This window comes from Pseudomonas sp. NFX71 (assembly GCF_048079215.1).
Taxonomy (GTDB): domain Bacteria; phylum Pseudomonadota; class Gammaproteobacteria; order Pseudomonadales; family Pseudomonadaceae; genus Aquipseudomonas; species Aquipseudomonas fluorescens_B.
Genome location: NZ_CP182230.1, coordinates 4507291 through 4532552, shown reverse-complemented (window position 1 = coordinate 4532552; position 25262 = coordinate 4507291). Strand labels below are relative to the sequence as shown.

The 25262-nt window shown below is 59.4% G+C and carries 18 protein-coding genes and 2 pseudogenes; 5 read left to right on the top strand and 15 right to left on the bottom strand.

Features of this window, described 5'->3' with window-relative positions; translation table 11 throughout:
• Positions 1–48 precede the first annotated feature (48 nt).
• From ACM1ZW_RS21250 to ACM1ZW_RS21240, 3 genes and pseudogenes are all read right to left on the bottom strand, one after another.
• A complete protein-coding gene (locus ACM1ZW_RS21250; RefSeq protein ID WP_416739280.1) occupies positions 49–1398 on the bottom strand; it encodes an IS110 family transposase in 1350 nt (449 codons plus the stop codon).
• Between the two features lie 222 nt (positions 1399–1620).
• Positions 1621–1881: pseudogene (locus ACM1ZW_RS21245) on the bottom strand (transposase); the annotation flags it as partial.
• Positions 1882–1979: 98 nt separating this feature from the next.
• Positions 1980–2975: a formylglycine-generating enzyme family protein gene (locus ACM1ZW_RS21240; protein ID WP_416739279.1), complete on the bottom strand. Its 996-nt coding sequence runs from the start codon at positions 2973–2975 to the stop codon at positions 1980–1982.
• Between the two features lie 499 nt (positions 2976–3474).
• Here ACM1ZW_RS21240 and ACM1ZW_RS21235 point away from each other — a divergent pair, with 499 nt between their 5' ends.
• Both ACM1ZW_RS21235 and ACM1ZW_RS21230 read left to right on the top strand, forming a co-directional pair.
• Positions 3475–4578 carry a DUF6708 domain-containing protein gene (locus ACM1ZW_RS21235; RefSeq protein ID WP_416739278.1) on the top strand — a complete coding sequence of 368 codons (1104 nt, stop codon included), beginning with the start codon at positions 3475–3477 and terminating at the stop codon, positions 4576–4578.
• Positions 4575–5648, top strand: a complete 1074-nt coding sequence (locus ACM1ZW_RS21230) for a DUF6708 domain-containing protein (RefSeq protein ID WP_416739277.1) — start codon at positions 4575–4577, stop codon at positions 5646–5648. Before ACM1ZW_RS21235 ends, ACM1ZW_RS21230 begins: the two co-directional genes overlap by 4 nt.
• A 502-nt stretch (positions 5649–6150) precedes the next feature.
• Here the strand turns inward: ACM1ZW_RS21230 and ACM1ZW_RS21225 are convergent.
• The 7 genes and pseudogenes from ACM1ZW_RS21225 to ACM1ZW_RS21195 form a co-directional block, all read right to left on the bottom strand.
• Positions 6151–6522, bottom strand: a pseudogene (locus ACM1ZW_RS21225) (hypothetical protein); the annotation flags it as partial.
• Between the two features lie 79 nt (positions 6523–6601).
• Positions 6602–6775, bottom strand: coding sequence for a hypothetical protein (locus ACM1ZW_RS21220; RefSeq protein WP_017337976.1), 174 nt, complete (start codon positions 6773–6775; stop codon positions 6602–6604).
• A gap of 11 nt (positions 6776–6786) precedes the next feature.
• A complete protein-coding gene (locus ACM1ZW_RS21215; RefSeq protein ID WP_017337975.1) occupies positions 6787–7029 on the bottom strand; it encodes a hypothetical protein in 243 nt (80 codons plus the stop codon).
• A 65-nt stretch (positions 7030–7094) separates the two neighbouring features.
• A complete protein-coding gene (locus ACM1ZW_RS21210) occupies positions 7095–8162 on the bottom strand; it encodes a lipocalin-like domain-containing protein (protein WP_414878875.1) in 1068 nt (355 codons plus the stop codon).
• Positions 8152–10623 (bottom strand): ABC transporter permease, encoded by a 2472-nt coding sequence (locus tag ACM1ZW_RS21205; protein WP_416740829.1) that lies wholly within the window; start codon positions 10621–10623, stop codon positions 8152–8154. Before ACM1ZW_RS21205 ends, ACM1ZW_RS21210 begins: the two co-directional genes overlap by 11 nt.
• A gap of 1 nt (position 10624) precedes the next feature.
• On the bottom strand, positions 10625–11293 hold the full coding sequence (locus ACM1ZW_RS21200) for an ABC transporter ATP-binding protein (RefSeq protein ID WP_017337972.1): 669 nt from the start codon (positions 11291–11293) through the stop codon (positions 10625–10627).
• Between the two features lie 220 nt (positions 11294–11513).
• Positions 11514–12320 carry a class I SAM-dependent methyltransferase gene (locus ACM1ZW_RS21195; RefSeq protein WP_416739276.1) on the bottom strand — a complete coding sequence of 269 codons (807 nt, stop codon included), beginning with the start codon at positions 12318–12320 and terminating at the stop codon, positions 11514–11516.
• Between the two features lie 172 nt (positions 12321–12492).
• On the opposite strand from ACM1ZW_RS21195, the gene ACM1ZW_RS21190 reads away from it, so the two are divergent.
• Positions 12493–12888, top strand: a complete 396-nt coding sequence (locus ACM1ZW_RS21190; protein WP_017337970.1) for a hypothetical protein — start codon at positions 12493–12495, stop codon at positions 12886–12888.
• Here the strand turns inward: ACM1ZW_RS21190 and ACM1ZW_RS21185 are convergent.
• The 5 genes from ACM1ZW_RS21185 to ACM1ZW_RS21165 all read right to left on the bottom strand — a co-directional run bounded on the left by ACM1ZW_RS21185 (position 12879) and on the right by ACM1ZW_RS21165 (position 21334).
• Positions 12879–14309 carry a sigma-54-dependent transcriptional regulator gene (locus tag ACM1ZW_RS21185; protein ID WP_416739275.1) on the bottom strand — a complete coding sequence of 477 codons (1431 nt, stop codon included), beginning with the start codon at positions 14307–14309 and terminating at the stop codon, positions 12879–12881. The genes ACM1ZW_RS21190 and ACM1ZW_RS21185 overlap by 10 nt on opposite strands.
• Positions 14278–15774 (bottom strand): sensor histidine kinase, encoded by a 1497-nt coding sequence (locus tag ACM1ZW_RS21180; protein ID WP_017337968.1) that lies wholly within the window; start codon positions 15772–15774, stop codon positions 14278–14280. Before ACM1ZW_RS21180 ends, ACM1ZW_RS21185 begins: the two co-directional genes overlap by 32 nt.
• Before the next feature lie 96 nt (positions 15775–15870).
• The gene (locus tag ACM1ZW_RS21175) at positions 15871–16902 is read right to left on the bottom strand and encodes an SCO family protein (protein ID WP_416739274.1); all 1032 of its coding nucleotides are present in this window, start codon (positions 16900–16902) and stop codon (positions 15871–15873) included.
• The gene (locus ACM1ZW_RS21170) at positions 16899–19706 is read right to left on the bottom strand and encodes a multicopper oxidase domain-containing protein (RefSeq protein WP_017337966.1); all 2808 of its coding nucleotides are present in this window, start codon (positions 19704–19706) and stop codon (positions 16899–16901) included. Before ACM1ZW_RS21170 ends, ACM1ZW_RS21175 begins: the two co-directional genes overlap by 4 nt.
• Positions 19707–19888: 182 nt before the next feature.
• Entirely contained in the window at positions 19889–21334 is a 1446-nt protein-coding gene (locus ACM1ZW_RS21165) for a sensor histidine kinase (protein ID WP_017337965.1), read from the bottom strand.
• Between the two features lie 280 nt (positions 21335–21614).
• On the opposite strand from ACM1ZW_RS21165, the gene ACM1ZW_RS21160 reads away from it, so the two are divergent.
• Together ACM1ZW_RS21160 and ACM1ZW_RS21155 are read left to right on the top strand one after the other, a co-directional pair.
• A complete protein-coding gene (locus ACM1ZW_RS21160) occupies positions 21615–22961 on the top strand; it encodes a hypothetical protein (RefSeq protein ID WP_017337964.1) in 1347 nt (448 codons plus the stop codon).
• Positions 22962–22996: 35 nt separating this feature from the next.
• Positions 22997–25246, top strand: coding sequence for an Ig-like domain-containing protein (locus ACM1ZW_RS21155; protein WP_416739273.1), 2250 nt, complete (start codon positions 22997–22999; stop codon positions 25244–25246).
• The last annotated feature ends 16 nt before the right edge of the window (positions 25247–25262 follow it).

The following is a 25262-nucleotide window of genomic DNA, read 5'->3' as shown; positions in this document are numbered from 1 at the left end:
TCAACTCCCTATGGAACTGTTAATTACCGACGAACACTCCGAACATTCCTAAGAAACACTCTCCACTGGTTGCAGTGTAAAACCAAACTCAGCCGCGCGTCGGTGTAGGCCTTTGACGACTCGCTCGCGATATTTTTGCTCATAGTGATCGGCTCCTGGGTCTTGATAATTCATGCCGAAACGCATGGCGTTATAGAACAGGATCGCGATCTTTCGGGCTGTAGCTGTGACGGCCTTGGCTTTGCCGATTCGAGCCGCAAGACGCCGATAAAACGCACCCAATGCCGTGTTCGTTCTGCCGACGGTCACAGCGGCTAAGCGCAGATGGGCGGTCACTCGATTTTTGGTCTTGCGGGTATGGGCCGAAAGTACTTTGCCGCCACTGATGCGACAGCCGGGCGCAAGAGTGAGCCAGGAAGTGAAATGGTGGCAAGTCCGCCATCGACTCAGATCCGTGCCGCACTCGGCGACCAGCCGAAGAGCCAGGTAGGGGCCGATGCCGTGGATCTGGGTCAGATCAACACCGACCAGTTGATAGAGCAAGGTACGTACATCGAAATTCAGCGCGTTGGGTTGCCGAGTGTTATGCCGTGGTTTTGGTAGCGGCTCAGCGGGCAGTGTCTTTTCCTGCGAGAGCTTAATCAGCGTTTGTGCAATCTGCTGGTCGCAAACCAGTAGCTGCGCTTGATAAGCGTCATACATGGACAGCGCCTGCGTCAAAGCGAAAATGTGCTCGGGCTGGTAGTTGCCGACCAGCGATGCCTCAATCACATCAACGCCCGCCTTGCAGCGCTTGTCACTCAGCGCCGCTAACGAGGAGGGGCTGCGCTCGCCTGCGACGATGGCGCGGATTATCCGCATCCCCGACAAGCCGGTGATATCGGCCACGACGTGATGCAATTGCAGGTTCATGTGCGTGAGAGCTTTTTGCATGTGCTGAATATGCGCCGCGGCATAATCGAGATGACGCTCCCGCAGCCGCAAATAGCTGCGCAAAGCCGAAATCTCACGATCTGGGTGAAAGCTGGCTCGAAGCAGCCCGCATGCATGAAGTCGTTGAATCCACTGTGCATCATTCACATCGGTTTTGCGTCCTGGCACCGCACGGGCATCACGCGCATTGGCGAGTACGACCTGAAGGCCGTGCGCTTCCAGTATTTCGTAAACCGGAATCCAGTAAACGCCTGTTGATTCCATGGCGACCGTCGTTATCCCAAGACTTACCAGCCAGTTGGCCATGCGCTCGAGATCGGCAGTGAAGGCCTGGAAAGTTTGAACGGATTCTTTGGCCAGGTCTGCAGGAACGGCCACCACATGAAAGCGTGAGCCAATATCAATGCCGGCTGCGTAATCATGAATAACCGGTAACCCACGCTGCTTCAGATCATGCTTTTTCATGAGCACCTCCAGTCAAGTTGAACTGAACGGGGACTCGGATCAAATCACCTTCCTAAACGGGGTCACGGAACGTGCCACCACTAACGGGTCCGCAGCTTCCCCTGGGTCAAGTTTTTTGACGGGGTCTAAGCCTCCAAAAAGCCAGCGACCACTGTCCAGTAGGATCAGTGTAGAACGCAGTGTTTCTAATCCAATGGGCCGCGGAGCGCCGGGGAGGCGGTTTTTTAGTATTGATTTCTCTCGCTCAAGCCGAGCAATCCGGGCTTCCAGCTCCTGAATTTTTTGCTGTTCCGGAGTCAGTGCCTTGCTCTGCGGGGTGACGCCTTTATGTTCTTTCTGAATCTGGTCAACCCAGCGGCGCAATGCCGACTCACCAATGCCGAGCGAACGGCTGGCTTCGATGTAGCTGTAGTTTTGTTTGAGCACAAGGTCGGCAGCCTCGCGCTTGAATTCAGGAGTAAAGGAGCGGCGTTGTTTAGTCATCTGACACCTCGATCTGGCGAGCATTCTCGCCTAAATGGGTGTCCGGTTTCATTAGACCACTACAGGACGCCAATAGGCGCCCCCATGGTTTCGTTGCTCTAAAGCGGCTGATCCGACTGAATGGCGCATCGAAAACTGTTACCTTGATAGTGACCATCTTGAATTGGTTCTTCAGCCCAACGGCGGACTATAGGGGCGGCAAACAAAGGCGCCTCAGAATAATTTGATCCCCTTTTTATTCTTTTAGTACCGGTGTCTGGTCCTTTTGGGTTTTCTAATGGAGAGTGCTGATAATAATCTTTGCCATACCAATCGTTGACCCAATCAGTAGCATTGCCTGACATATCGTAGAGGCCCAAAGGGTTGGGTGTGAAACGTTTTACAGAAAAAGTGGCTGTTTCAGACACCATTGGAAAATTTTTCCCATAACTTAGACTCCCAGTATCGGTCGGAAACAGCACATGATCGCCTCGACTGCGGGCTGCATACTCCCACTGGGCCTCAGTGGGAAGGTCCACGGGGTAACCACTTAGTTTTCCAATCCACTGGCAGTAATCTTTGGCCTCCTGCCAGCTTTGAGTGGGAGCAGGTAGCGTTGGATTATAAAGTGTGTCTTTTAGATCTTCTCTATTTCGATATTTAGTGTCAAACAAAGGCTTTCCGTTCGCGACAAAAAACAGATCAAACTGCTCAAGCGTAGTCTGAAGTTTCGATAAGTAGTAACCACTCAGCTTTACCGGGTGTACGAAATCATCATCACCATCAGGACTAATGTTACACATCTGCTCAGGATCTTGCCCACAAGGCCAGGTACACACATCCTTTTCGTCGTACTCACAAATCCAGCCAAAGTCCCCCATATCAAACTGTCCACCCTCGACAAACACCATATTGTCGATGGACTGCACGACGGTGTTGAGCACCTTGCCGCGCAGTTCGCTGGAAAGATCAGGGTACTTCTTCGCAATGGTGGCCGCGATGGTGGAAACTTTCTCTGGTGCAAGACTCTTGCTGGTAGGCAAAGGGCCGGACTCCGCCTCGCAACCGACTAAAAACATCATGGCTGGCAGGGCAAGTACGAGCTGACGTAGCACTGGAAATATCCTTATAAAATGCGACAAATGCCGAACATTAACATCCCCTGCCCGCACAACAAAGTCCCGCACAAAGCCCTTTCAATATCTCGGTATTTGCCAGGCTGGCGAGAATTTTGGCTGCGCTTGGGTGACGCAACGCAGATGCGTCAAGCGTGGCTTGCAGGCGCGGTCTGGCCAATCGGGTTTTGGCATGGAATCAGCGCAGGTTTGAGCGCAGCATGGGGGGCGAATCTGGCCATTTATGTTCAGACATTCAGAGCTGTTCGGGTAGCACGAGCTGCGGTCATTCTTGGTGACGCTGCAGCGATTGGCCGAGGAGTCAGGCAAGCCCCCCATCTAGCCTTTAAGGCGTTGGGAGTGACCATTTTGATAGTTGGGGGGTATTTTCTCCAAAGGGCAGAACCTGTTGGATTACTTCAAGGTAAAATTTGCCGAAACGGATAAAGAGGCTGCCGTGGGCGCGCCCTAGGCCGAACCCACCTTATGGTAATCCTGAATGACACCTACTTCTCCGCAGTACGACGAGTTCGATATTCGACAGCAGCGCCCTGTCACAGGGGAAACTCGTCGTTTTCCCACTGGCGAAGCATTGTTCCTCTCTCCTCTACCAGTTCCTACCGGGCAAATCCCAATGGATCTCGGCGGTAGTTTTGTTGAAGTCAACGACACCTATCTGGACTTGAGCAGCAGTAATCTCACCAAGTCTTTCCAAGCACGATTAGCGGTGTCACTCCCGACAGTCGTAGTTATCGTTTGTCTATTTATTCTCCCAACCTTGATGGGCTTCGCAGCATTCATAAATCCATTTGGCAGAAGCTTTTGGTTTTACTTCAACGATTTTTTTGAGTTCGGACTATCACTAGCGCTCTGGTGTGGAGGGGGAGCGGCGCTGATTGGCCTGTACGCGATTATCAGCACCACAAGAAGCAAAGCCCGCACCCGCCCCATCCGATTTAACCGTCAACGCCGAGAGGTCTGTTACTTCCCGAACGGCTCCGACGAGCCCGTGATCCAGCCTTGGGAAGACACGGTTGCGTGGATCTCAGTCAGCACCGGATTCACCGGAGTAGGCGTAATCAGTAGCTTCACCTTTGGTATGGCCATAGATAATCCCAAGGCCAATACGGTGCACTTTCTTACACAGGAGGTCATGACGCCTGTTCATGGACTAGGCAAATGGGAAGCCATACGTGTCTACATGGAAAAAGGACCTGAGTTCTGCCCTGGCAAAGCACCCTACGAGAGTCGCGACACCTTCGATAAAGAACGACAAGACATGCACGAGGAATACCAGCACAACGAACGCTCCGCTTTAGGAGTTGGTTGGTGGTACCTGACGCACCTGATCACCTGGTGGCGTTTTCCGTACTGGGTTGCGGAATGGGACCATCGTTTCAGTATGAAGTCTCTACCGGAATCCATTGCAGACTGGTCTAAACCTCTTCCGCCTGAGCAGTGGGCGAAGCCAAGCCAAGCTTTGAAAGAACAAAGCGCGAAGATCGAAAAAGCCTTTGCTCAAGGACAGGATTTCATGACGTACTTCAACGCAAACTTAAGTAAAACCGATGCAAAAGAGTCCGCAGGTAGTTCGGCATTATGAGCGCAGAGATCAAACAGCCCGGTGATTGGCGGGACCAGAACAATCAGCGTCCTGTCGCTGGTGAGTCCCGACGGTTTGCCACTGGCGAGGCAGTGTTCTTTTCACCCTTACCCATTCCTACCGGGCAGACGCCAATGGACTTGGATGGAAGCTTTCTTGAGGTCAACGATACTTATCTCGATGTGGGTAGTAGCAACTTCAATAAGGCTTTTCAAGCCAGGGTTATGATCGCGAGTGGAATGCTCTTGCTGATTGTTAGTTTGATAGTAGGACCTTCCATCGCCGGTTTGATGAGTATTGGAGATCCCTACGGCCGAACATTTATCTACATTTTCATAGAGTTTTTTTCCACTGGCGTTGTCATCGGTGCTTGGGGAGCAGCAGGAGCAGCAGTTTTAGGACTGTATGTTGTGATCAGCTCCACACTCACCAAATCCCGCACCCGCCCCATCCGCTTCAACCGCCAACGCCGCGAAGTCTGTTTCTTCCCCCACAACTCCGACGAACCCGTCATCCAGCCATGGGAAGAACTGGTCTCCTGGCTCTCCGTCAGCACGGGCTCAACCGGCGTAGGCACGATGAGCACTTACACCTTCGGCATGGCCTTCGACGACCCTAAGGCCGATAAAGTCCACTTTGTGAATCGAGGTGTGGCGACACCTATCCATGGGTTGGGTACGTGGGAAGCGATCCGCATCTATATGGAAAAGGGGCCGCAATACTGCCCCGGCAAGGCGCCTTACGAGGGTCGCCATACTTTCGATCAAGAACGGGCCGATATGCACGAGGAGTACCGGCACAACGAGCGCTCGGTGCCAGGTGTTGGCTGGTGGTATTTTTCGCATGCAATCACTTGGTGGCGATTCCCGTACTGGGTTGCCGAGTGGGATCATGGCTTCAGCATGAAAAGCCTGCCTGACTCGGTTTCAGACTGGTCCAGGCCCTTGCCACCCGAGCAATGGGTGAAGCCAAGTGCTGAGTTGAATATACAAAGCGCCAGGATTGAACAAGCCTTCACCCAAGGTAAGGGCTTTAGTGCGTATTTCGAAACCAGGATAAACCCCGAATAAAACCCCAAAAAAAAATCGGACGATCTCATTGATCGTGCGTTTTTTATACCCTCGCCTCCAACAACCAATGACGACGCGGCGCAAGGTCGGAGTTACCAAGTTTGCGGATCAGCCTGGAGGTGTGTTTGAGGTAGCGGAACGGCAAACGCTCAAACGAGTCTTTCGGGCCGGCGCAGTGCTTGCGGGAGAAGCGCCAGGCCAGTTGACGGAACAGTCTTTTCTGCCAACGGATCAGCACACCTGAAGAAGGTGTTCGCCCAGTGTAATGGCCTTGGCAATCCATGCACCGGTAAAGAGCCCTGCCACTGGGCGAACGGAAAGTATTTTAGTAGAACTCTTTGAATATGTCCGCGCATATAACATGAAATTTATCGAACAACGATTAAATGTCATTCCAAATATGACTTACATACACCCACAAAACTCACTGGTTAGGCCATAAAACCGAATATTCTTGTACAAAAAAGTTATACAGGAACAATCGATACTATAGAGTCAATACTCAACTTTCGTGTTGGGTGGTCACTTTCAATACATCGGTGTAAGTCACGACAACGCTTTGCCCTACTTTCAAGTCCTTCAGTTTTTTCTGCACTTCAGGATTCTCGACGTTGACGGTTTTCGACTGGCCCGCCGGATTCTCGAAAGTCACCTGGTTTTTCTTCAGGTCGATGGCAGTGATTTTCAGCTGCACCTGGACCTGACGGAACGCTTCACCGCCCGGGTTTGGATTGTCTTTTGTCGCGCGGATTTCGCCGGTGTGCTCGATGGAGCCAGGCAGTCCTTTGTCGACATCGGTATCGAGATAGGCCGCCACCGAGCGGGTGACTTCGATCTTGACCTGATCCCCGACCTTCAGGTTGCCCAGATTCTTACGTTCCCTGTAATGAATGGCAGCGGACGACTCTGAACCAAAGCTCAGCGCCGTCCGTGCCACTGAGCATAGACGCTGTTCAGCGATTATCCGCCGTTTCTTGCGCGGTGGATTCGCCGCTTTCGGTGCCTTTGCCGCTGTCCTTGCGGCGAGTGGGATCGGTGGGTCGCAGGGCGTCGTTGTCGCGCTCGACTTCTCCGGGTGGACGCGGTTCGTCGGGGTGTTCCGAGGTGTCAGGCGATTGGCGGTTCACGTTGGTTCTCCTCAGGCGTCGGGGTCGTCGACCTCGTGGGCGACGTTCACGGCAGGCGAGTCTTTGTGGGATTGATCGGCCTTGGCCTTCAGGGCTTGCCACTGGTCGAGGTCGATGGCGCCCTGCCCCAGCAAATCGTCGGCCACACGCAGCAGCTCGGCGTAATGGGCGTCGGGGGATTGCTGCCAGTAGGCCTTGTCTTCAAACAGGCGCTGCCATGCTGCAAGGTCGGGTGGTTTGAGGTCGTCGCTCATCACGGGCTCCTGGGAACGCGGGCATTCATGAATTAGGAGGCCGACGCGCTGCTGAGAGTTCCGACTTAATAGCCGGTCATTTCCAGATAGCCCTGCCCTCCGTGACTGCCGCTGAGGCGTACGGGGCCTTCCCAGTACGGAATGCGCAAATCCATCCAGGCATTGGGGTTGAGCGCGTCAATGGTGATGTCGAGGTGTCTGGCGGGGATGGTGATCGACCAGCGCACGGGCATTGAGCGCCCGGCGACGGTGGCGGTGTCTTGCGGGGTGAGGCGGATGTCGGTGGCGTGCAGCAACTGAGTCTGGCCCTGGGCGTCGATCCAGGTGCCGGTGAGATATGGCTCGCCGTTCTTCTGCCGCATGCGGTACAGCATGACTTGTTCGCCGCTGTCCAAATGCAGGGAGAACCAGTCCCAACCGCTCTGGTTCGCGGTCAGCGGCTGGCTGCTCCACTCGCGATCAAGCCACGCCGGGCCGCTGACCTGATAGGTCTTGCCGTCGATCTCCAGCGTACCGCTGGCCTGAAAAAAAGGCTGACTGTAATAGTAAGACGCCTGGCCCTGTTCGGACTTCTGGCTGAAGCCCTTGTCCCCTTGCAGCACCGGCGGACGCGTGGACGTGAGCCGCAGTTGGTAGCTGAAAAGCTTGTCACGGGCGCTGAGTTGAAGATCCGCCAGCGTATCGGCGCCCTGACTGCTGAAACGCCAATCGTCGATCCACGCATTGAACGGCTGCACGCTCACCCCGGCCTGGCCGACGCCGCCACGGGCATAGCGTTCAGCCGCATGATGCACCGTCGCCGAGGTCACGGCCGCATGGCCCAGCCAGATCGTCTGGTTAGCCCAACCTGCCACTTCGGGTGTGGCTTTCAAGGCACTGCGAAACAGCGTCCATTGCACACCAAACTCGTGACCTTGATCGTCCTTGAGATTGGCGGTGATGTACCACCACTCGATGCGAAAACCATCGTGAGGTCCGTGATCCGCCGGAAAGCTGAACACCCGACCAGGCACGACCGGGGTAAACGCGGCCGCTTCACCACCGAGGCCAGCGAAGCCTTTTTCGACCGGCGTCGAGTCATCGCAACCACTCAAAAAAAGTGCCAGCACCAGCAAGCCGAGCTTAATCCTCATGAGCAAACGTCCTCAGCAGGTCCGCCGGTTGCGAGCGATACAGCGAGTACAGCGGCCACGCCGACGCCAGCAAGGTCGCCAGCACCGCCAACCCCATCAACTGCGCCAGTTGCAGCGGAAACACCCGCAACGGCAGGCGCCAGCCGAACGCCTGAACGTTGATCACCGTGTCCAGGCACCACGCCAGCGCGATGCCCAGCGGCAACGCCAGCACCAGCGTCAGCACCGCCAGCAACCAGGTTTGTCCGAGGTTGAGCAGCATCAACTGTCGGCGGGTAACGCCCAACGCCCACAGTGGCGCAAGTTGCCCGAGTCGGCTCTGGCTCTGGGTCAGCAGGCTGATGAACAGCGCCACGCCCGCGACACCAAGGGTCAGGCTGTTCAGCGCGGCGGTAGCGGCGAAGGTGCGCTCGAACACTTGGGTGGACCAGCCTTTGAGCCGGGCCTGATCGACGATGCGGCTGTCGTCCAGGGCGAAACGTGTTTGCAATGTCTTCAGAAAGGCCGGGATCAGCGGCGGCTCGATGCGCAGGTTGAAGCGGTTCGGCGTCAGTTGCGGCCAGCCGCGCAGCAGGTGGTCGACGTTGACCAGGAGGTGGCCCTTGGGATTGCCGTAATCGGCGTAGATCCCGACGATTCGCGGCGACCACGGGCCGTTCGGCGTGGGCAGCGTGAGGTGGTCGCCGAGATGCACCTTCAGGCGCCGGGCCAGTTGCTCGCTGAGCATCAACGCGTCGTCCTTGGCCAATCGGTCCCATGGATTGTCGCCCAAGGCTTCCAGCAACGGCCAGTGCTGGCGATACGTCGGGTGGTCGATCACGCCAAAAACGTCCGCCGGCCAGCCCTGCAACTGGATCGACACCTGCCAGTTGGGCAGCACCGCGCTGAGTGAGGGTTGCTGTTTGAGCCAGCTCTGCAATTCTCTGGCCTGGGCCGGATTTTGCGGGTTCACGTACAGCTCGGCGGTCAGCCGTTGTTCGAGCCAGTCGCTGAAGGTCTGGCGAAAACCGGCGGTCATGCTGCCGGCGCCAATGTTCGCCGCCAGCGCCAACAACAGCGCCATCAAGGCCAGGCTCAGGGCCGGCAATTGCTGACGGCAATCGGCGAGAAACCATTGACCGAGCACCGAGCGGCTGCGCTGCAGCACCAGGTTCAGCACCGTATCGAGCACCACCGGCAGCGCCAGCGCCGCGCCGATCAGCAGCACGGCCATCAGCAGGAATCCACTGGCCAGGCTGTCGCCAACGATCAACGCCAGCAGTGCGATCACGCCCGCAATCGCTGCCACCCAGCCCTGACGCCGCAACCAGCGCGCATGGGCCTGATGCCAGGCCTGCGGATCGGCCAGGGCCAGCAACGGCAAACGTGCCGCCCGCAACAGGCTGTTGGCACCGGCCAGCATCGCACCCAGCAGGCTCAGGCCAACCCCGCTGAGCCACCACCCAGGGCTGAGGCTCAACTGCCCCGCCACTTCAGCGCCGTACAACCCGCGCAGACTGGCGGCGACGTCTGGCAGCAACACACTGGCCAGCAGGTAGCCGCTGGCGACGCCTGCGATGCCGCCGACCAGCGCCAGACCACCCAGCTCAACGGCAAGGCAAACGATCAGCATTCGAGCACTGACCCCACAGGCGCGCAGGGTTCGCAGCAGGCCCCGACGTTGCTCCAGTGCCAGCCCGATCGCGGCGTGAACAATGAACAGGCCAACGACAAAGGAGAGAAAACCCAAGGCATCGAGGTTCAGGTGAAAGCTTTCGGTCAGGCGCGAGAGGTTGTTCTCTTCGCCGCTGGTTTTTAGTTGGAGCTGGCCTTTGAATTGATCAGGCGAAGTCGCGGTGAAATCCTTGGGCAACAGCAGCCGCGACAGTTGATCCGGCAGCCCCAGAATCTGCTGGGCGAAACCAATGTCCACCAGCAACAGACCGGGGGCCATGTCGGCTTGCATTTGCAGTGGCGGCAACGCCACACCGTTCAAACTGGAAGGACGCTCACCTTCGCGCAGCCCCAACGCCTGCAACGTCTGCGGCGATATCCAGGTACTGCCCGGCGGGCTGAAGAACCTGACAATTTGCTCGATCTCCATCGCCCGCCCGGCCACCGCCGAACCGGCCGGCAACGACACCGGCTCGATGCCCATCAACTGCAAGCGTTGATCTTCATGGCCCTTGAGCGTGACTCGTCCTTGCAACACCGGCGACACCGGCCAGCCCGCACGGCGCAGCTCGATAAACAATGCCTGTGGAAACGTCCCACCACTCGGGGCACTGAGGCTGGCCTGGGGTTCGCCGCCGATCAATTGACTGGCCCGCGCATAACTTTCCCGCGCCTGACTGTTCAGCGCCTGCACGCCGGTCAACAGGCTAGTGGCCAGCCAAAGCCCGGTCAGCACACTGAAAAACTGCACCGGGTGCTGTCGCCAATGGCTGAGCAGCGCGCGCATCGTTTCGCGAAAAACCCGCACTTCAGCGCTCGTCCGCGCCAGCCAGGCGACCACGGTGCAACACCACTTTCTGCGCCAGTCGCGCCGCCACTCTCGGGCTGTGAGTGACCATCAACAACGTCGTGGGACTGTCGTCGAGCAGCTCCAGCAACAACTTCAACACTTCATCGCTGGTGGCTTCATCGAGGCTGCCGGTGGGCTCGTCGGCCAGCAGCAGTTTGGGTTGCGAGGCCAGCGCCCGCCCCAGTGCGACCCGCTGCTGTTGACCGCCGGACAACTGCTCCGGATAACGCCGCAGCAAATCCCCCAACCCCAGACGCTGCACCAGATGCGCCTGCCAACGCGGGTCGTGCCGCCCGGCCAGCCGCGCCTGAAACGCCAGATTGTCCTCCACGCGCAAACTGCCGATCAGGTTGAACTGCTGGAACACCAGACCGATTTCGGTCCGCCGCCAGTTCGCCAGCTGCCCTTCATTCATCTGATCCAGCTGATGCACGCCACTGCGGATGCTGCCGCGATCGACCTTGTCCAGCCCGGCGATCAGGTGCAGCAAGGTGCTCTTGCCGCTGCCCGACTCGCCCATCAACGCCAGGCTGCTGCCGGCTTTGAGCGTCAGGTCGACACCTTGCAACACCGGCAGCGGACCTTGCGGAGTGGCGTAGCTTTTGAAGACGCCTTGGACCTGAAGCATGGTTGAACCTGATTGAGGAGCGTGGGGCAAAGGATAGCGGGCCGGGGCGGGTTTTGTCCGTTGCGGTTTTCGGTCCTTTTCCGCCAACGACACGCTCTAGGGAGCGCGATCAGGTTGGATTGAGCGCGGTGGAGGAGACCTTTACAGCTGCAGTGAATGGGCCGGCCTATTCGCGGGCAAGCCACGCTCCCACAGGTACTGCGGTGTTTTTGATTTGACCTCAGTACTTCACCCCCACCCACGAAAAACACAACGGCAATTGCGCCGTGCGCTTCTGATAGCGGTCATAAAGCTCCTCACGATTGGAATGCGGATATTCCTTGAAATGGCTGATCTGCAACCCCGCCTCGATAGCACCGGTGAAGATCGCGCCCAGCGTGTGGACAAACCAGTAGGACGTCGCCGCCTGCTGCTCGACCTTGCCTTCGTAGACGATCGGCTGGTCTTGCACAAACGGCTCGCTGCGAAAGTATGAACTGGCCAAGCCATACGGGTCGGCGGCTTCAGGGTCGAACATCTCCAGGAACGGATGGGTTTCGTAGATCACCAGCGCGCCACCGGGCTTGAGGGTGCGGGCGACATGGCGGAAGAATTCGCCGATGTCCGGCATCCAGTTCAAGACGCCGATGGTAATCAGCGCCACATCGAACCGGTCATGCAGTTCGCTTGGCAGATGATGGATGTCAGCCTCGATGAATTCAGGTGCGTGCGGCGAGCGGGACGCCAGCTCCCGCGCCTGATCGAGAAAGGCCTCGGACTGGTCAACACCCACGACACTGCGGGCACCCAACGCAAACAGGGAAAGACTTTCGCGGCCGTTGTTGCAGCCCAGTTGCACCACATCCTTGCCGTCGACGCCGACCTGTTCCAGCACACCGCGCAAGGTGTCGTCGATGCAGGAAAAATCCCGTTGAGTGACGGCCTTCAACAGGGACTGCCATTCAGGAGCGTTTTTGTGGTGTCGGGCGGAGTCATTCCAGGCATCGCGGTTGCTGGCGATGGCGTTTTCTTTTGTCGGCATTTCCATTGCACACTCCAGAACTCGGGGGTTATCAGACCGACCCGAGTCTAGATCAGTGTTTTTGAAAAACCCATGTGGCGTTTGTTGGAATGTTGTAAGCCAGGCATCGCCCACGTCTGGCAGCTATAGTTAATGACCTTGGGGAAATTGCGGGAAAACCGATTTCGCAGGTGCAGCCATGAAACACACCGATCTGCCGCTGATATTCGCCCTCTGCCTGACCGCCGCCACCGGTGCTCACGCGCAAGACAGCCTGACACCCACGTCCGCGTACAGCAGCGAGTTCAACTATTACGGGGAAAACCAACCGTTCGCCCACCCCGTTCCGCCGACCCTGAGCACCGTGCCACCGCGCTCGTACATCCCGACACCCCCTCCGGATTTCATCCCGATCGCCAGCCAGCATGAGTTCTCCGACTCACGGTTGCCGACGGTCGCGGACGCCACCGTACGGGTGTTCATCCGCTCCTACGACGCCGAACGCGGCGTCTACGTGAACGAAGAAGTCATCGATCCCACCTGCCTGCTGGCCTGTCTCAGCCGCCAGGGCCAGGCGACGCCCGTTTACCACTGACGCTTGTCCGGGCGCGCGAGGCCGAGTTTTTCGATCCGGTAGCGCAGCATGTCGCGGCTCAGGCCCAGCAGCCGAGCGGACTTGGTGACGTTCCAGTCGGTCTTGTCTAGCATCTTGCGCACCATGTCGCGTTCCACTTCCGGCAGGTTCATCGATTCGTTGCCGTTGTAGGCCGGTCGTGGCTCGCTGTGGTGTGGTGCCTCCGGCATCGCCAGCGGTTCGTCCATCAGGCTCAGGCAGACATTCAACTGGTGAGGGGCGATGGTGTCGGTCTGGGCCAGCAGCACGGTTTGTTCGAGCATGTTGCGCAACTCGCGCACGTTGCCCGGCCAGGTGTAGCCGAGCAGCAACTCTTCGGCCTGATCGCTGAAATGTAGGTTCGGTTTGCCATAGCGCTTGCCGTGGATCCCCAGGAAGTGCCGGGCCAGCAGCAGGATGTCTTCGCCACGGGCGAACAGGCGCGGCACCTTGATCGAGATGATGCGCAGGCGGAAGAACAGGTCACGGCGGAACTTGCCCTGCTGGACCATTTGCTCAAGGTTGCAGTTGGTGGCGCTGATCACCCGCAAATCGACCTTGCGCTCCTTCACCGAACCGACCCGGCGAATGGTCCGGTCCTCCAGAAGCTTCAGCAGTTTGGCTTGCAGCAGCAGGTCCATTTCACCCACTTCATCAAGAAACAGCGTGCCGCCATCGGCCGCTTCCACCAGGCCGACGCGACGGTCCTTGGCATCGGTGAACGCGCCCTTTTCGTGGCCGAACAATTCCGACTCCACCAGGTTGGAAGGAATCGATGCGCAGTTGAATTCAATGAACGGCCCCTTGGCACGCGGACCGTCAAAATGCAGCGCGCGGGCCACCAGTTCCTTGCCGGTGCCGGTCTCGCCTTCTACCAGCACGGGCGGCAGATCGGTGTTGGCCATCCGGCGCTCGGCGTCGAGCAGTTGCGCAATGGTGCCTTTGAGATAGAGCATGGGAGCCGATTCGCCGATCAAGGCCTGCACCCCCGACTTCTGCGCTTCACGTTCCTGATAGAACGACAGCGTGCGTTCCATCCGGTCGGTGGCCATGGCCTTGTCCAGCAACAGCCTGAGCTCCGGCAGCGCCACCGGTTTGGTGACGTAATGGAACGCGCCCTCTTTCATCGCCACCACGGCGTCTTCGACATTGCCGTAGCCGGTCATCATGATCACTTTCAGGTCCGGCGCGCTGATGCGCAGCTTCTGGATCAGCTCGTGACCGCTCATGCCCGGCAGCGAGTTGTCGGTCAGCACCACGTCCGGGGCGACCGTGCGCAGTTGCTCCAGCGCCGCTTCAGCCGAGTGGCAGACCGTCACCTCGAAGTCCTTGCGCTCCAGGTAGGTCTGGATGTTCTCGGCGAGGAGTTCGTCATCCTCGACCAGCAGAATGCTGTGCTCCATATTCCCCTCCCGTTGCCACTTTAAAGTTGAGACTAACGCGGGTTCCTTCCTGCTCCTGACTGGTCAGTTCGACCGAGCCCTCGTAGCGTTCCATTATTCGTTTCACCAACGCCAGGCCGACGCCCAACCCGCCTTGCTTTGTGGTGAAAAACGGCTTGAAGACCATTTGCTGCTGCTGTTTGGTCATGCCCTTGCCGGTATCGCTCAGGGTCATGCGCACGTGACCGGGCGACGTCGATTCAATCTCGATGCCCAGCAGTCCGCCCTTAGGCATGGCTTCCAGCGCGTTGGCGAACAAGCTGTTGAGAATTTGCGTCAACAGCACTTGTTGGCTGACGACCGGCGGGCAGGCATTGGGAGTGAAACGAACTTCGACATGAGAGCGGTTGATCAGCGCTTCGAAGGCACTCAGGGTGTCGTCGATGGCCAGCATCAGGTCCACCCTTTCGTACTCGTCATTCATCGGTCGCAACGACACCAGCAGCTCGCGAACCCAGCGCGACATGCGATCGACCTGATTGATGATGTCGCCGATATTTTTCTGCGCGCTCTGGCTGGCGATTTCCTGCGCCAGTTCGGCACTGGAGCGGATGTTCGCCAGCGGATTGCGCAAGCTGTGGGCCACGGCCGAAGACATTTCCCCCAGGGCCACAAACGTTTCGTTGGCGACCAGTTGTTTCTGTTGGCTTTCCAGCAGCGTGGCCGCGCGCCGCACGATCCAGAACAGCCCGAGGAAGATGGCCGCGCCGCCGAGCCCGGTCGCCAGCCAGATGGCCTTGAAGCCACGCTGGATACGGTCCACCAGGTCCGCCGGCTCCTTGTAGATCTCGACCATCGCAATCACTTTGCTCTTGTCGGCGTTGAACATCGGGATGTAGTTCTCGATGAACAGATACTTGGGCTCGCGCAGCAGCATCTGCTCGGGTCGCTCGTCGTCGATCTGGTGATAACTGGTGGATACCGGCTCCTTCATTTCGAAGGACTCGTCCAGTTCCTCGTCACCTTCGACACGCATGCCGATCATTTGCGGGTTGGTCGACCAGACCACGGTGCGATCCAGGGCGTACACCACCGCCAACAGGGAATCCGGCAGATGTTCGACATGATCGAGAAACTCGATGCGGGCCGCTGCACGGGATCCAGGATCGACGTCGGGATAGTTATTGTCCTGGCGAGGATCAAGCATTTCACCCATGGTTCTTGTCAGGGTGATGCCCGCGTGACGAATTTCAGCATCGCCGATCGCCTGAATGAATTGCGCGGTCAGCATCGAGTCACGCTCGATGCTCTCCTCGACCACAAAACGCGTGGAAATGTAGCCCAAGCCCAGCGCCACGGCGGCGATGATGAAAAAACTGCCCAGGGAAAACCAGCGCAGCAGGTTGAACTGGCCGCGCCAGCCCATGCCTTGTGCCGCCGGCGTACTCGACGGCGCAGGTACTTTTTGCTCTTCCAGTATCTGCATGGCTGGATCCTTGATGCTGAAGCCTTTTCAGTGACGTTTCGAATCAGTGTAGGTGGCAATGATCGAGACCGGCGCCCGAATGATAGTAAGTAGCCGCTATTGCACCTGCGCTGCCTGCAACGGTTGTTGACGATCGGTTTCTTCCTGCAAAAACCCCATGATGGACTGCGCCGCGTTCTCATCCAGGCGCAGGTTCGGCATCGGGATCCGGTCAAAACGTTCAAACAGTTTCGTCGCGATCGGGTCCTGCTCGGCGAGCATGCGGTCCGGTTCGCGGATCCAGCGACTGAGCCACGCCGGATCGCGCAGACGGGTCACGCCGATCAGGTCCGGGCCGATGCTGCGCATACCGATGCCTTGCCCGTCTTGCGGCCCGAGGCTGTGGCACGACGCACAACGGGTGCGAAACAACTCTTCGCCGTTGCTCGGCGCACGGATCTCGGGTGCGTTGGCATAGCTCTCTTCAGCGCTGGCCTGCTTCCAGTTCTGCAAGGTGTTGGCCAATTGATCGGCGAGGATCCATGGGTTCTCGAAGGGAGAGGCTTTCATCCAGCGGCCCGTGCCCTGGTTGCCGACCATCAGACTCAGGTTGTGGTCCTTGTTGCGGCCGTTATCGACGCCGTCAATGAACAGCCCGAGTTTCTTGCGCAAGTCGGTGACGGCGTCGAATTCCCCGGTGAGAAACTGCCAGCCCGGCCCGACCTTGAAGCGTTGCGAGTAGGCCTTGAGCACTTCGGGGGTATCGCTCAACGGATCGATGCTGATCGAGTAGAAAAAGATGTCCTGACCGACCCGGTCCCCCAGCAACTTTTGCACCTGACGCAGGCGCGCGGTTTCCAGCGGACAGGAGTCGCTGCACGAGGTGAAGATGAAGTTGATCACTACGACTTTGCCCTTGATCAGGTCATCGAAAAAATGCACCTGCCGACCGTCCTGGTCGGTCAGCAGGGTGTTGGGGAAATAGTCGCCGCCCCAGGGGGTTGCCGACTCCTGCGGCGCCAGAGCACCTTCATGGGCGACCAGCACCCGAGTCGCCAGCAGACAGGTCACCAGCATCAAAATCAGGTGCATGCCCAAAGCGCGGGAGCGCGGCGTCGGCAGTGGTCTGTCGGCGCCTGCCCGGTTCATTTTTTCACCGTCACTTGCGGGCCGAAGCCATCGCCATTGCGGAAGGTTGGCAGCGCGGCCGAGTTCACATAGCGCACACCATCCCAGCTGGGCAACGGGGTCGGCATCAACTGGAATTGCCCGGGTTTCTCGATGTCCCAGCGCAACAGCATGGAGTTGTCCTCATGCTGCGTGTTGTGACAGTGCTCCATGTAGGTCCCGGCAAATTCGCGGAAGTTGATCGCCATCTCGACGCTGTCCAGGCCATCGTTTTCCGAGCCGATGCGGTAAACATCCTTGCGCGCCCACTTTTCCCATTCCGGTGGCGCCTTGCCGCCGCGGCTGAGGATGATCCCCTCCTCGAAGTGCACGTGCACCGGGTGGCTCCAGCCCTTGCCGCCGGCCTTGATGTTCCACACTTCGAGCGTACCGAAGGCGGTGATGCCGGCATCGGTCGGGCCGCTGGCCAGTTTGGTCGAGGCGTTCAATCGGCGCGGATCCATGTGGAAACCGAAGCCGCCATCCGTCTTGACGGTCCACGGTGCTTCATCCGTGCCGTCGGAACGGCCGAAGGTGAAGGTGCGGTGACGGGCGTTGGCCAGCAGCTGCTTGTCGGCAGCGTTATCGCGATGAATCTTCAACGGGATCATCACCAGCCCTTCGGCCTTGCCGGGTTTGGCCGGCTCGTACGCTGCCGGGTCCATGGCCAGGTCCTGACCGGTGTAGGCCTTGACGTTGAGTTGCAACAGTTTGCCCACCGCCGGGTCACCTTTGTCCCACTGCGGCCCCTTGCTGCTTTGCTTGATCACGGCCAGGTATTTCTCCGACAGCACATCGGACAGCGACACCGGTTCTTTCGGGCCTTTGCCATCGTCATGCACCAGCAGGTTGACGAAGAACAACTTGTCTCCGGGCTTGATGCCGTTTTTCGCGAAGTTGACGATGATGTCGAAGCGCTCGGCGATGCCTTGGGTCGGCAGGATCGCATTGTGATTCTGTTTATCGCCGTCGGCATCGAGGTCCATGCTCCCATCGAACGGCACGCTGTGTTCCATGATGTTGCCGTCGTTGGCAATCATGTGGAACGGCACGCGGGCATACGACACCCCGGAACCTTTGGGGCCCTGGAATTCGCCGCTGCTGCCCTTGATCTCGCGCACCAGCGCCAGTTTGAAATACCGCGACACCGAGCCATTGAGGATGCGGAACCGATAGCTGCGGGCACGCACATCCAGGGTGGGTTTCCATTGCCAGTTGACCAGCACCTGGTCACCGAGGAAACCGTCGGTGTTGAACGGGTTGAACCACAGCTGACCGGCTGGATCCCAGGCTTTGTCGGCCACCACCAGATTGACGTCGTAGTCGCGGTTGCCCCACGGCAAGGAGCTGCCGCTGGGGAAGCGCAGGTTGACGCCGTCGTTCACCGATTCGTTGCCGCGGTCCAGGGCGCTGTAGTAGTTCATCATCGCCGCGTTTCCCTTGTAGACATTCTGCGCGGTGAAATCGAGCATGTGGTCGTGAAACCAGTGGGTGCTCATGGTTTCACGCCAGTCGCCGCGGATCTTGATCGTGCCGTGATCGCAGGTCTTGCGGCTGGGGCTGAGGTCGTTGGTCCACAGGGTTTCGCCCGGCGCGCACGGGAACGCCGCGCGCGGATCGTGCGCGTCCGTGTTGATGCTGTCGTAACCGGCCAGCTGGATCGGCCAGCGATAATCGTAATACTGCCCCGGAAAGAAAAATGCGTTGGCATAGCCGTCGCTTTCCGCCGGCGCGTGACCATTGTGTTCGTGGGTGCTGATGGTATGCAGACCAAACCCCATGTTGGCCGACGGGTCGATCGGCAAACCGTTGTAGTGACGCATCAGCACCGGTTGACCGTAACGCACCATCAGCAATTTGGGCGGCAAGGTGCCGTCGAAGGTCCACACCGAGTTGTGGTTTTGCACCGGCATGTTCGGGTGGAAACGCGTATCCACCCCCTTGGCGGTGCCATCGGTTGCCGGCACTCCGGCGACGTTGTGATAGAGACCACCGGGGCCGAACTCGCCCAGGGCATAGCCGTGCATCTGACGGGCGTCACGCAAGCCGCCATTGGCTCGTGCGCCGGTCTGCACGGTCTTGTAGGCCAGTTGCGGGTAGAACTCGTTCCAGCGCTGATGCGACCAGCCCTTTCCTGGTGGACGACCTTCCGCCGAAGAGCCGATGTGGCGGTTGAGGAAGTACTCGATCTGCGCCTGCCACGGGTTGCGGTCGACCACGTTGGAAAACTGGCTCGGGAACGGCGTCAGCCCCGGTTGACGCAAAAACGCGTCAAGGGCCGCGCTCTGTGGTGCGCTGCGGGCTGCATTGTTGGGGTCTTGCTGAGGCGCCGGACCAATGGCTGCCGGTGGAAATGGCAGCAGCGCCGCCGGCGTCGTGGGGTCGAGTTTTTCCGGGCCGAACTCTTCGAACAGCAACAGTTGCTGGGTGAACGGCTGGGCGCCGAACAGCGGGCTGGGTTTGCCATTGGTGGGGTAATTGAAACTGGTCTGCACCGCCGGCGGCAGGATGTTTTCCGTGCGCGGGGTGTCGCGGCTGCCTTTGACGCCATCAGGCAAATCGAAGGAGTCTTCGTTAGCCTCGGGCATGGTCAGGATGGCGTTCAGGGCGGCTGGTTTGTCTGCCGGTTCGTCGTAGTAAGCCGAAGGGTCGGACGGTTCAGGCTGTCGCTCGTCATCGATCGGACTGGCACGCAGCGTCGCTGTGCCCAGCGTCATTGTCAGCAGGACGCTCAGGGGCGTCAGGAGGCCGAACCACTTGAAAGGGTGCCGCGCTTTACTGTCCATCACCAGCCGCCTCGAAGTCGTGAAGGGGGTGATGAGGGTTTTGCAAGGAGCTCGCCAAATTTGTAACAGTTTTATACGAAAAATATAATCCCGATAAAACAACGACTTATAAACATCAATGCGCCACGACCGAAAACGGGCTGGGGATTGACACCCGCTAACGGGGAAAGCTCATCCCCGTTTCAGGGAACCCGCTTGAATGACAGACGCACCCTCGTCCCCTCGCCCTCACGACTGTCCAGGCTCACGGCACCACCGCAACGCTCCATGATGCGCTTGACCAGGACCAGCCCGACACCGAGCCCGCCTTGCTTGGTGGTGAAAAACGGCCGGAAGGCCATGCTGCGTTGTTCCTCATTCATGCCCTTACCGGTGTCGCTCACCACTACGCTGACGCCTCGGAAATCAGTCGACTCAAGGGCGATGGTCAGCGTGCCTCCCTTGTCCATGGCTTCCAGCGCATTGGCCAGCAAACTGTTGAGGATCTGCGACAACTGCACCTGCTGGCTCAGGACCATGGGCGTTTCCTTCGGCTCGAACACCACGTGGACCCCGGCCTTGGCAATCTGCTGTTCGAAAGCCATGAGGCTGTCCTGCAACGCCGCCACCAGATTCACCGGTTCGGGCTCGTCATGCAGTGGACGCAGGGATTGCAGCAGCTCCCTGACCCATTTCGACATGCGATCCACCTGGCCAATGATGTCGGTGATGTTTTTGTGTGCCGGGCCGCTGTCGAACTCCAGCGCCAGTTCGGCACTGGAGCGAATGGTCGCCAACGGGTTGCGCAAGCTGTGGGCCACCGCCGACGACATCTCGCCCAGTGCGACGAAGGTTTCGTTGGTGATCAATTGTTTTTGCTGCACCTCCAGCAGAATTGCCGCCCGCCGCACGATCCAGTACAGCCCCAGATAAATCAGCCCGCCGCCCAGCGCGGTGGCCAGCCAGATCAGCACCAGGCCGCGCTCCATGCGGTCGATCAAATCGTTCGGTTCCTTGTAGATCTCCACCATCGCGGTGACATTTGTTCCATCGGCATCGAACAGCGGGATGTAGTTTTCGATAAAGATGTATTCCGGTTGCTTGACGAACTTCTGCTCCATGCGCGCCTTGTCCACTTCGTGATAACTGGCCGACACCGGCCTCCTGAACTCGAAGGCCTTGTCCAGGTCCTCGTCGGCATGGATGGTCGTGCCCATCAAGGCCGGGTTTGTCGACCAGATCACCATACGGTCAGGCGCATAGACGTTGGCCAGAATCACGTCTGGCAGATGCTCGATATGGTCGAGAAATTCGCCCCGGGCATTGGCGCGGGCCAGCGGGTCGACGTCGGGAAAGTTGCGGTCCTGGCGGGGGTCCAGCAGCTCGCCCATGGTTCGCACATTGGGAATCGAGACGTGGCGCACCTCGGCCGAGGCAATCGCCTGAATGAACTGCGATGTCAGCAGCGCATCACGCTGCACACTCTCGGTAATCACGAACCGCGTGGACACCACGCCCAGCGACACCGCCACCGTGCCGATCACCCCCATGCTGATCAGTGAAAACCAGCGCAGCAGATTGAACGGCTGCTTGCGCGAGCTCAGGCGACTGCCCTCCTCGGACTGGAGCATTTGCGTCGGCATGTTCATGGGCGTACTTCCTGGCGATTCCCCCCATTGGTTATAGCCCACTCATGGCTGTTTGCCCGACCTTGGGTCCCCGCCGCCCCCAACCTGCCCGCTCTCCCCATCTACCCCCAATGCTGGGGACAGTGGCCCGTATGACCGGATGGCAAGCCGCCGCTGCCTATGCCTGAAAAGCCCTGATTCCGGGCCTCTGGCGGCGGTTTCCCGCGATTGGTATGGAAGTTGCCGAAGCACCCTCAACTGACCCATCCCCACGGGCAGGTCTCTGATAGAGGGAATACTCATGCACCCTTTACTGTCCAAAACCGCGATCGCCCTGGTTGTGTCCGCTCTGGCCCAAGGCGTGGCCCAGGCAGCGCTGTTTGCTGTCGATCCGGGCCCCTACGTTCCCGCCAACGGCAATTTCGCTTCCTGGTATCAGGACTCCCACGGTCGAACCTTTGACTTATGCCTGTCCAAGGCTGTCAGCTCCAGGGTTCCAAGCGCGCCCGGTGCGCCGTCCTACATGTGCCTCTTGAATCCGAATCCCGGTATTTTCGACGACACTCAGCCGATCGTTTTCCCGACCAACTTTCCCGATGAAGCGTTCTGGTTCACCGGTGACGGATCCATTGTCGACGCGGCACGGGGCATTGACCTGACCTACGTCAGCGCCGTCGAAGCGGCCTTCGCCGCTGGAGATCCGGTTGAAGGCGACCAGGTCAGTTTTGGCCGTATCCGTATTCGGGTGGACGTGCCCACCGCTGGCACCTATGTGATCACCCACCCCTACGGCGTCGATGTCTTCAATGTCGATACCCCCGGACGTCGCGCGATCAACATGACCCGGGACATCGGTATCGGCTCGCCGAAAACCTACGACGGCGCGCTCAAAAGTGACATCGGCCCTTTCCTGCGTAGCGTCAACGGCCCCTACACCGAGACCAACCCGGTCACTGGTTCCGCCGACCAATTCGTCGGTGATCCAAACCTGGAGGAAGCGTTTACCGGCAGCCCTTTCAACACCAACTACATCCGCATTGAAGGACCTAACGGCCTGGACTTGCGCACAACGGTCATGGCTATCTCCGGCAAGCTTTCGACGGTGGTTCGGCCCACCCCGATCATAGCCGAGCGCAGCACCTACTCACGCAAGGCCGGCAGCAGCGCCCCGGAGGCCCAACAGGATGTCTTCGTCCTGGCCCCGCCACCACCGGCCACCGTGACCCTGGACAGCAACAGCCCGGTGCTGAACCTGACCGAAGCCAACACCACCGGCCACTGGTATGCCCAGTCAGCCACCAACCCGACATTACCGAGCAATTTGCTGGTGACGGCCGACAACCACCTGGCCATTCCCACCAGCACGCCGACGTCCTTGACCATGCCGCTGACCGACCTGGTCGTGATTTCACGGGCCGAGTACAGCCTGAGCAACGGGCAAATCACGGTAGTGGCTTCGACCAGCGATGAAACGTCGCCGCCGGTACTCACCGTCACCTCCGGCACGGGTGTCGCCATTGGTGCCCTCAGTGGCAATGGCGCAGAAAAAACCCTGTCGACCGGCATCTCGCCGATTCCACCGGCCAAGGTTCGGGTGACGTCATCCAATGGCGGCAGCGATACCGAAGAAGTGGTCATCGTGCAATGAACGCTCTCATGCCCAGATCCGCATCAGGAGGCATCATGAACAAGTGGCCACGCTTCGCGCTCAACGCGCTCGGGCTGACGCTCTCGCTGTCCGGCAGTGCGTTCGCGCAACTCAATGCCGTCGATACCGGCCCCTACACCTTTGCCACGGGGAAATTCCCCATGTGGTATCAGGACAGCAATTTGCTGTCGCTGGAACTGTGCCAGTCACGGGCGACCAGCTCGCGGTCACCCGGCGCTCCTGGCGCGCCCGCCTACATGTGCATCCTGAACCCGGAACCTGGGATCTTCGACGACACCCAGCCCATGGTGTTTCCGGATAACTGGCCACCGGAAGCGTTCTGGTTCCTCGCCGAGACCAGCATCAACGATGTCGGAGGTTATGGCGTGGATGCCTACGTGGCCGGGATCGAAGCGGCATTCGCTGCGGAAAACCCGGTCGATGGCGATCAGGCCAGCTTCGCGCGGATTCGTCTGCGGGTGAACATACCTGTCGCGGGGACTTACACCATCACCCACCCGTACGGAGTGGAAACGGTCAACGTCACCACCCCGGGCCGTCGGGCGATCAACATCACCCGCGACATCGGCATCGGCGCACCGGGCAACTTCTCGGGTGCGCTCAACGGGGAGGTCGGACCTTTCCTGCGCAGCGTCAACGGTCCGTATACCGAAGTGAATCCGGACACCGGGTCCGTCGAAACTTATGTTGGCGATCCGAACCTCACCGAAGCGGTCACCGGCAGTCCGTTCAACAACAACTTCCTGCGTGTCCAGGGGCCGGCCGGTACCATCCAGACCAACCTCTTCACCGTGTCCGGCAAAGTCCTCGACAGCCGCGCACAAACCCCTGTGGAAATCGGCCGCGCCACTTACCGCCGCACGTCGACAGGTCCGGGAACGAGCAGTACCCGGGTGGAAGTCTTCGGCAAATCTTCCAACAGTTCGAGCCTGTGCTTCCGCGAAACCGTGGCCCTGGTTCCAGGACCACCGCAGACACCATGCCTGGTCAACATGCTCGGCGACAACACCGGTGAGTTCTTCGCTCATCGCCTGACGGGGACCACCGTTCCTTCGGTGGTGGTGGTCACCGCTACCGACCCGAGTGGCACCAGCCGACCAACCGCAGTGTCGAGCAAAGTCACCGATGTGGTGAAAATCCAGACCGCTCGCTACAACTGGAGCAACCACAGCCTGCTCATCGAGGCCACCTCGTCTGACGAAGTGCTGGTGCCGGACATGGTCGCCCAGGGTTACGGACGTCTAAGCAAGACCGGCATCCTGCAACGGCTGACCGTTGCCGATCTGACGCAGCCTCCGGCCAGTGTCACCATCAAGTCCGCCGCCGGCGGCAGTGACACCGAGCCGGTCGTGGTGGTAGGGACGGCACCGAACAGTGGTGAAAACCAGTCGCCGCTGGCCGTCGCCGACACCGGCAGCACCAGTTTCGGTGTGCCGATCACCCTCAACCTGCTGGCCAACGACAGTGATCCGGACGGCAATACACCGTTGAGCATCACCGCGCTGACCCAACCCGCCGCCGGCCAGGGCACCGTGGCATTGAGCGGCACGACCGCCGTGGTCTACACGCCACCAGCGGTGGTCAATGCACCGTTGACCACGACCTTCACCTACAAGGCGCAAGACATCAAAGGCCTGGCCTCGACCGCCCCGGCAACCGTGACCATCACCGTGGCGCCTAACCAGCCTCCGGTGGCCGTCGCCGACAGCATCGCAACCCTGGGAGTGGCGGTGCCGATCAACGTGTTGCTCAACGACACCGACCCGGAAGGCAACGTGCCGCTCGCGATAGCCAGCTTCACGCAACCAGCGGCCGGTCGCGGCACCGTCAGCAGCAACGGCACGGTGATCACCTACACACCACCGGCCACCGTGACCACGGCGTTCACCACCACCTTCACCTACATCGCCCGGGACAACTTCGGCGCCCTGTCGGTGACACCGGCCACAGTCACGGTGCAAGTCTCGCCACGGCCACCGGCAGAAGCCTTCACGGTGACCACGGCAACGGTGTCGGCACGCTCCAACAACCGCTTCACCTGGGACTTTGCGGGCACCTCGTCGGTGATCACCGGCAACACCATCACCGTCCGGGTCAGCACCCCAACCGGGCTGCAAACCCTGGGCACCACCACGGTGCCGGTGACCGGTCGCTGGCGGTTGACGGTGAACAACACCACCACGGTGATCCCGTCGGCGAACCCGACTGCCACCATCACCTCGTCCCAAGGCACCGTGCGTTCGGTGTCGGTGATCTCGAACTGAGTCCTCGCCCCATCGG

Coding starts and splice junctions, on each gene's coding strand:
- ACM1ZW_RS21250 (WP_416739280.1), bottom strand. CDS start 1,398: ATGAAAAAGCATGATCTGAAGCAGCGTGGGTTACCGGTTATTCATGAT.
- ACM1ZW_RS21235 (WP_416739278.1), top strand. CDS start 3,475: ATGACACCTACTTCTCCGCAGTACGACGAGTTCGATATTCGACAGCAG.
- ACM1ZW_RS21230 (WP_416739277.1), top strand. CDS start 4,575: ATGAGCGCAGAGATCAAACAGCCCGGTGATTGGCGGGACCAGAACAAT.
- ACM1ZW_RS21215 (WP_017337975.1), bottom strand. CDS start 7,029: ATGAGCGACGACCTCAAACCACCCGACCTTGCAGCATGGCAGCGCCTG.
- ACM1ZW_RS21210 (WP_414878875.1), bottom strand. CDS start 8,162: ATGAGGATTAAGCTCGGCTTGCTGGTGCTGGCACTTTTTTTGAGTGGT.
- ACM1ZW_RS21200 (WP_017337972.1), bottom strand. CDS start 11,293: ATGCTTCAGGTCCAAGGCGTCTTCAAAAGCTACGCCACTCCGCAAGGT.
- ACM1ZW_RS21195 (WP_416739276.1), bottom strand. CDS start 12,320: ATGGAAATGCCGACAAAAGAAAACGCCATCGCCAGCAACCGCGATGCC.
- ACM1ZW_RS21190 (WP_017337970.1), top strand. CDS start 12,493: ATGAAACACACCGATCTGCCGCTGATATTCGCCCTCTGCCTGACCGCC.
- ACM1ZW_RS21185 (WP_416739275.1), bottom strand. CDS start 14,309: ATGGAGCACAGCATTCTGCTGGTCGAGGATGACGAACTCCTCGCCGAG.
- ACM1ZW_RS21180 (WP_017337968.1), bottom strand. CDS start 15,774: ATGCAGATACTGGAAGAGCAAAAAGTACCTGCGCCGTCGAGTACGCCG.
- ACM1ZW_RS21175 (WP_416739274.1), bottom strand. CDS start 16,902: ATGAACCGGGCAGGCGCCGACAGACCACTGCCGACGCCGCGCTCCCGC.
- ACM1ZW_RS21170 (WP_017337966.1), bottom strand. CDS start 19,706: ATGGACAGTAAAGCGCGGCACCCTTTCAAGTGGTTCGGCCTCCTGACG.
- ACM1ZW_RS21165 (WP_017337965.1), bottom strand. CDS start 21,334: ATGAACATGCCGACGCAAATGCTCCAGTCCGAGGAGGGCAGTCGCCTG.
- ACM1ZW_RS21160 (WP_017337964.1), top strand. CDS start 21,615: ATGCACCCTTTACTGTCCAAAACCGCGATCGCCCTGGTTGTGTCCGCT.
- ACM1ZW_RS21155 (WP_416739273.1), top strand. CDS start 22,997: ATGAACAAGTGGCCACGCTTCGCGCTCAACGCGCTCGGGCTGACGCTC.